This is a genomic window from uncultured Leptotrichia sp. (genome assembly GCF_938036635.1).
Taxonomy (GTDB): domain Bacteria; phylum Fusobacteriota; class Fusobacteriia; order Fusobacteriales; family Leptotrichiaceae; genus Leptotrichia; species Leptotrichia hongkongensis.
This window is the reverse complement of record NZ_CALHQO010000529.1, coordinates 1-5,075: the sequence shown is the minus strand read 5'-3', so window position 1 is coordinate 5,075 and position 5,075 is coordinate 1. Positions and strand designations below refer to the sequence as shown.

The 5,075-nt window shown below is 31.5% G+C and carries 5 protein-coding genes; all 5 read right to left on the bottom strand.

The window, feature by feature from the left end; all coding sequences use genetic code 11:
• Nucleotides 1–549: energy-coupling factor transporter transmembrane protein EcfT (locus tag Q0370_RS10580; protein WP_299575507.1), on the bottom strand; the 549-nt coding region annotated here is incomplete at its 3' end.
• A complete protein-coding gene (locus tag Q0370_RS10575; RefSeq protein WP_299575505.1) occupies nt 550–2,262 on the bottom strand; it encodes an ABC transporter ATP-binding protein in 1,713 nt (570 codons plus the stop codon). It abuts the gene before it with no gap.
• A 147-nt stretch (nt 2,263–2,409) separates the two neighbouring features.
• Nucleotides 2,410–2,952 carry an ECF-type riboflavin transporter substrate-binding protein gene (locus Q0370_RS10570; protein WP_299575503.1) on the bottom strand — a complete coding sequence of 181 codons (543 nt, stop codon included), beginning with the start codon at nt 2,950–2,952 and terminating at the stop codon, nt 2,410–2,412.
• Between the two features lie 111 nt (nt 2,953–3,063).
• Nucleotides 3,064–3,549 carry a dCMP deaminase family protein gene (locus Q0370_RS10565; protein WP_299575501.1) on the bottom strand — a complete coding sequence of 162 codons (486 nt, stop codon included), beginning with the start codon at nt 3,547–3,549 and terminating at the stop codon, nt 3,064–3,066.
• Between the two features lie 40 nt (nt 3,550–3,589).
• Complete coding sequence (xseA, locus tag Q0370_RS10560; RefSeq protein WP_299575499.1) at nt 3,590–4,930, bottom strand: exodeoxyribonuclease VII large subunit; 1,341 nt, start codon at nt 4,928–4,930, stop codon at nt 3,590–3,592.
• Nucleotides 4,931–5,075 lie beyond the last annotated feature (145 nt).

Below are 5,075 nucleotides of genomic sequence, written 5' to 3'. Positions count from 1 at the left end.
CTGCTGTGCCTTACTAATAGTTATAAAATCTTCCTGCACCGTTGGAATATATCTTAGTGCAATCGAAACTGCATAAGAAAATTTGTACGGTACACCTATCCTGTTTAATGAAGAGGCGAATTCACTTGGATTTGTTGTAATTATAAACAGCAAAGCGACTGGAATAACTGAGAAATACTTGACAAATATATTAAACTCATAAAACAGCTGTTCTTTCGTTATCACATAATTTCCAAAAATTTTAAAAATATCATGCCTTGTTCCATAAATTTTTGTTCCTTCAAGCGGAGAAAATAAAAAAATCATAATTAAATTTAACACAAGAAAAATAGTAATTAGATAAAATACAATTTTTATTTCATTAAACTTTATCTTAGAAATTCTGAAAAGTACAAATCCTAAAAATGTCAAAGCTAAAAGAAGTCTCGTATCGTAAGTAAACATAATTGCAACAGTCCACAATATGAAACAAATCAGTTTTGTCGCTCCATTCAGTCTATGAATCACAGAATCCTTTTCGATATATTCCAGTAAAAATGTACCTGCCATCTAATCACCCGCCTTTTTCTGCTCTTTTTCATAATGCACAAATGTTCTTATAAGCTCTTCCGAATTTATCCCTGTCTTTTCTGCCACATAATGAAGTGAAGTTTCCTTCAAATTTGCCTGTTCTAACACATTCCTATCTGCCAAAATCTGTGCTGGATTTCCTAATTTTATAATTTTACCTTCATTAAAAACGTATGCCTTGTCAGTATATTCTAACATCAAATGCATATCATGCGTTATAAATAAAATTGTAATCCCTAATTCATTCAGCTGTTTCAAAAATTCCATTATTTCCCTGTAATGAAATAAATCCTGACCTGCTGTTGGCTCATCTACTATTATCATCTCAGGCTGTAACACAAGGACAGACGCTATTGTAACCCTTTTTTTCTGTCCATAGCTAAGTGCTTTTATAGGCCATTTCCTAAATGGCTTTAATTTACATATTTCCAGAATTTCAATAACTCTTTTTTCTATTTCATCTTCTAAAACTCCTCTAGTTTTTAGCCCTAATGCAACTTCATCAAAAACTGTAACTTTTGAAATCATTGCATTCGGATTTTGCAGCACAAAACCTATTTTTTCAGCTCTTTTTGTTATATTTTCATCACTTATATCCAAATTTTTATAATAAATCTTTCCTCCATCTTGCTTTTCAAATCCTGCAATAACCTTTGACAGCGTAGATTTTCCAGCTCCATTTGAACCAACTATGCTTATCATTTCACCTTTTTTTACATCTATATATATGTTTTTTAATATTTTTCTTTTCTTATTGTATGAAAATGAGATATTTTCAAGTTTTAATAATGTTTCTTCAGATTTTTCCCTTACTTTTGAAGAATTATATTTTATCCAATTTAAAATATTGTCTTTTGCTTCCAAAAAATCAATCTTCTCAATATTCGAAATACTGCTATATTTCTCAAGATTGGCATTACTGTGTTTTAGCAAGGAAATATACAAAGGCTCTCTTATGTTCATTCTACTTAACAAATTTCCAGTTAAAATATTGTCTGGTGTGTCATCAGCAACTATTCTTCCCCCATCTACAACAACAATCCTGTCAATTCCTCTATGCAGCACATCTTCAAGCCTATGCTCTATAATTATTGTAATTAGTTTTTTATTATTATGAAGTTTGTCTATCAGTTCAATAGCATATTTTCCGCTCAAAGGATCAAGATTTGCAAGCGGTTCATCGTAAAGAACAATGTTAGTATCGTCCACCATTATTCCAGCAAGTGACACTTTCTGCTTCTGTCCTCCAGATAAATCATGTGGCTTCAAGTCAAGCAGCGTTTCAATTTTTACAAATTTTGCTATTTCCTTTACCTTATCTTTCATAATCTGTGTCTTTACTTCATCATTTTCCAGAGCAAACGCTATATCTTCCGCAACAGTAAGCCCCACAAACTGTGCATCAGAATCCTGAAGAACAGTTCCCACATATTTAGAATGTTCAAATACTTCCTTACACTTTTTCCCATAAATCTCAAACTTTCCTGTTATTTCTCCCTTGTAAAAATAGGGAACAAGTCCATTTATACAATGTCCCAAAGTACTTTTTCCCGAACCTGACGGCCCTATTATAACGACTTTCTCCCCTTCATAAATTTTCAAATTTATATTATGTAATGTAGGTTCTGACTGACTTTCATACTTAAATGTAAAATTTTCAAAATTTATAGCAACTTTTTTATTTTCGTCCAAACTCTCCTCCTTTCGAGTTAAGGATATATTTTTTTAATTTAAGTAATCCAAATTGTAAATTTTTTATTTTATAAAGATTAAACAAAATACCCGCCTAATCTTCTCACAGCTACCTAAAGCTACTTTGAAAAATGCGGGTTATTTGTATTATTCCTGTTTTAAGCTTCCTTTGCTTACTATTGTTTTTGAAAATGCAAATATTAAAATTGTACCTAAAATCGCTACAACTATCATATTTCCAAGTGCCGCTGTAACTCCTTGCGCAAATGCTTTTGCCTGCGGTTCTTTATATATTGCAATATCAATAATTGGAGCTAGAACTACCCAGCTTATCAAGCTTATAATCACTTCTCCCACTATAAATTTTACAATTTTTGATCCATTAAAATTCTCGATTTTAACAATTTTTCCTAAAACTCCAGTTGCCAGTCCAAAAAATGCCGCTGCGGCAACCCAGCTGAACCACACACTTCCATATCCTGAAATATCATTAAGCGTATGCCCAATAAATCCAATCCCTAGACCAACTGCAGGTCCATATATAAATGCCATCAACGCTACAAAAGCAAATGTCACTTGTAGTGTCGTATTAGGAATTGGTGTCGGAATTGCTACAAATCTTGATAATACAATATAAATCGCTGCACCGATTCCCATTGCTACCACTTTTTTAATCGCTGTTGCTTCCATTAGTCTCACCTCTTTTAAAATTTTCAAAAGTTTAAATACATTATATACTAATATTACTTTTTTCTCAACTAAAAATAACAATACTTTTTCACAAATTTTATTAAATTGTATTTAATCTTTAAACTGAATATTTATAGATTCTTTCTCAATTTCAAGATGTATCGTTTCTACCCATGCATTTTCAAAAATCCTTTTTGAAGCCTTTGTAGAATCAAGCGACTTGTGTTTATCGGAAAAATATATTACCTTTTTTATTCCTGACTGTACAATTGCTTTTGCACATTCATTACATGGAAAATGCGTCACATAAATAGTACAGTTCTTCAATGATTTTATACTATTAAGAATAGCGTTCAGTTCAGCATGCACAACATAAGGATATTTCGTATCCAAAAATTCTCCTTCTTTATCCCAAGGCATACTATCATCAGAACTTCCCATTGGAAACCCATTATATCCAATTCCTATTATTTTCTTATCTTCATCAATAATACATGCTCCCACCTGTGTAGACGGATCTTTACTTCTCATTCCAGACAAAAACGCAATTCCCATGAAATATTCATCCCATGATAAATAATTATCTCTTTTAGACATTCTTCATACCCCGCTTTCTAAAATATCCAATATTTTTTAATTACTTCACAACCACTTTCTTCTTAACATCTGAAAACTCTATCTCCAATTTATCTTCTTTGCTAAGCTCAATTCCTCTCTTAACAATCTTCCCATTTTTTCGAGTTATTGTATAACCTTGTTTCAAAATATCACTTACTGAATATTTCGAAAGCTGTGCTTTTTTGTATTTCAGTTCCTTTTTTCGATTTTCAAAAAATTCCAGTATTATTTGATTAAGTTTGGCTGATTTTTTCTTTAAATTTTCTTTTTCACTTAAAATTATTTTTTGTAAATTAATTCTGTCAAATCTCTGTTTTCGGTAATCCAGCTGTTCTCGTGATTTTTGTACAATTCTTCTAAGTTCTCTTGATAATTTCTGTTCTTTTTCCATCAAGTCAAATTTTTTATTATCCAGAATATTTGCAAAATTCTTTATATAATAGTTATTTTTTCTGTATTCCAGCTCTTTTTTCATCATTGCAACTTTATTTAAAAGTAATTTACTCAAAAGATTCTTTTTACTTTCCAGTTCATCTGTCAATTTTTCTTTTTCAGGAATCAAGATTTCTGCTGCCTGAGTTGGTGTAGCCGCTCGTTTATCAGCAACCAAATCTGAAAGAAGATTGTCAATTTCATGTCCTACCGCTGAAATTACAGGAATCTCAGATTTATAAATGGCTTCTATCACAGCTTCCTCATTAAATGCCCACAAATCCTCAATGCTTCCTCCACCACGTCCAACAATAAGCGTATCTATTTCAAGCTGTTGCTCTTCATTCATTCTATTAAAAAACTCAATTCCTGCCGAAACTTCCCTTGCTGAGCTTTCTCCCTGAACTTTTGCTGGATAAAGGTAAATATTCACATTTGGAAACCTTTTATGCGTTGTATTTATAATATCCCTGATTGCTGCTCCTGTATCAGCTGTTATAACACCAATATTTATAGGTAATTTTGGTAATCGTTTTTTTATTTCATCAGAAAAATATCCCTTTTCAAAGTACAACTTTTTAAGCATTTCCATTTTCTCATAAAGCAGCCCTAGAGAATTACTTTTTTCAAGAAAATCCGCTACAATCTGATAACTTCCATTTGCTTCATAAAGCGTAACGCTACCCCGAATTTTTACCAAATCCCCTTCCTTTAAGTCTTCAGGCACTCCTCTATACTTATAACGAAAAATAGCACATTTTACACTTGCACTTGCATCTTTTAACGTAAAATACAGATGTCCCGAACGATAATATGTAATATTAGAAAGCTCCCCTTCAATAAAAATGTTCTTAAAAGTATTTGTCCCCTCCAAAAACATTTTAACTTCCCTATTTATATCACTTACGGAAAATACTGTCTGTTCCATAATTTCCCCCATTTCTTACATTTTTTGTTCTTTAATAATAACATATTTCATCTCTTTTCTCAACTAGTGAAAATTTCCCAAATCTTCCTAATCTTGTAAAAAATATTCTCAAAGCCTTATTTTTCAATATTTCTTCGGTTAAATT